The 2,322-nt window shown below is 35.5% G+C and carries 1 protein-coding gene; it reads right to left on the minus strand.

What is annotated here, in order from left to right; translation table 11 throughout:
* Positions 1-168: 168 nt before the first annotated feature.
* Positions 169-2,244: a polyphosphate kinase 1 gene (gene ppk1 / locus HUN22_RS16555; RefSeq protein WP_174731673.1), complete on the minus strand. Its 2,076-nt coding sequence runs from the start codon at positions 2,242-2,244 to the stop codon at positions 169-171.
* Between the last annotated feature and the right edge of the window lie 78 nt (positions 2,245-2,322).

A 2,322-nucleotide genomic window follows, 5' to 3' on the forward strand; every position in this document is an offset into this window, starting at 1 on the left:
AAGGTCATTAAAAATTTATTCTAAATAAAAAATTTGGGTTTGTAGACCACCCCTAGCCAAGATATTGTTCGATAATTGTGTTTTTTGTCCAAATTTTAATAACCCGATAACATTTAAATAAACTTCTAAAAAGTCACAACAGTTTAAAACACCATTGTGAATGCAGTTTTAAAGAGGCAAATTCATTAAATATTGCTGTGCAATATGAAGATGTTGCCCACGTTTAGGGTGACATTGTACCCATGTGCCATCTGCTTGTAATTCCCAAGCTTGGCGATTGTCTCGTAAATAATTATTTAAACCATCTTCAATGATTTGTTTCTTTAATTTTTTATCTTCGATAGGAAAACATGTTTCAATACGAGAGAATAAGTTACGCTCCATCCAGTCTGCACTAGCGCAATAAACCTTTGTGTCGCCATTATTATAAAAATAGTAAACGCGAGTATGTTCTAAATAACGGCCAACAATTGAACGTACACGAATATTTTCGGATAAACCCGCAACTTGTGGTCTGAGACAACAAATTGAGCGAATAATTAAATCAATTTGGACGCCTGCTTGTGATGCTTTATAAAGCGCACTAATCAGCTGAGGTTCAGTAAGTGCATTCACTTTAATTATAATGTGAGCTTTTTTGCCTGCGAGACTGTTTTTAGTCTCTTGATCAATTAACTCAAGTAGTTGTGAGTGCAAGGTAAAGGGTGCATGAAAAAGTTTTTTAAGTTTTGCCATTTTACCCATACCAGTGAGTTCTTGGAAAATTTTATGTACATCTTCACAAATTTCAGCATCACTCGTTAGTAAACCAAAATCTGTATAAATTTTGGCATTCACTGCATGATAATTGCCTGTCCCTAAATGTACATATCTTTTAATTTTATCTTGTTCACGACGGACGACTAAAATCATCTTAGCATGCGTTTTATAACCTACTATTCCGTAAACCACCACTGCACCAGCTTCTTGTAATACGTTAGCAACTTCAATATTTGACTCTTCGTCAAAGCGTGCACGTAACTCAATAACAGCGGTAACTTCTTTACCGTTTCGAGCAGCTTCTGCAAGAAGTTGAACGATTTCAGAATTTGCCCCACTACGATACAGGGTTTGTTTAATGGCTAACACATTTGGATCTTGTGCTGCTTCTCTAAGAAGCTTAATGACAGGTTTAAAAGAATCAAATGGATGATGTAGTAAAACATCCTCTGCTTTTAATACACTAAAAATTGATTTCTTGTCATAAAGAAGCGGCGGTAAGACCTGTTGATAGGGTTTATATCGCAGTTCTGGTAAGTCAAAATTCGAAATAAAACGGGTTAAATTTACGGGACCATCTACGTAATAAAGATGTTCAGGATCTAAATCAAATTGTTCTAATAAATAGTTTGCAATGTCGGTAGGACATTTTTTACCTACTTCGAGGCGGACAGCTTGCCCAAAGCGACGTGAAGATAACTCACCTTTTAAGGCTTCGGCTAAATCTTCTACATCTTCAGATACGGTTAAATCAGCATTTCGTGTTACGCGAAATTGATAACAGCCCGTTGCTTTCATACCAGGAAATAGGTCTGAAATATGTTGATGAATAATAGCGGACAAAAGAATGTAATGTTCGGCACCGCCGGAAATATGCTCGGGAATTTTAACAAGTCTTGGTAAAGAACGTGGTGCTGGCACAATAGCTAAATCAATCTGGCGGCCAAAAGCATCTTTACCTTCTAAAGTAACAATAAAATTGAGGCTTTTATTGACCAGTCTTGGAAATGGGTGTGCTGGATCAAGACTAATTGGAGTAACGACAGGTTGTACTTCTTTAAAAAAGTATTCTTTAATCCATTCTTTATGTTTTTCTAATATGTCAGCATGTTGAATAAAATGAATACCATAGCCTTGTAGTTGGGGTAACAATGTATAATTTAAGATTTTATATTGTTCTTCAACTGCCTCATGCGCATTTTGGGAAATTTGCTTTAATACTTCTGCTAACGGCAATCCTTCTGGGCCAGTTGTTTGGCTCATTAGGCTAATTTTTCGGATTAGACTTGCCACACGAATTTCAAAAAACTCATCCAGATTACGTGAAAAAATAATTAAAAAATTTAAGCGTTCGAGTAAGGGATGTTCAATATCTTTTGCTTGAGCAAGCACGCGCTTATGGAACTCTAATAAGGACAGTTCTCTATTAATATAAGTTTCTAAATTATGCTGTTCTGAGCTAGATAAAGTGGGCAATGATGTCATTCTTGACTCTTATATTTGGTAAAAAGTTAACGTGACTAAAAAAGATGAATTGAAAATCAATTTTACTCACCCAATATT

The organism is Acinetobacter lactucae, from assembly GCF_013344765.1.
In the GTDB taxonomy this organism is placed as follows: Bacteria; Pseudomonadota; Gammaproteobacteria; order Pseudomonadales; family Moraxellaceae; genus Acinetobacter; species Acinetobacter lactucae_A.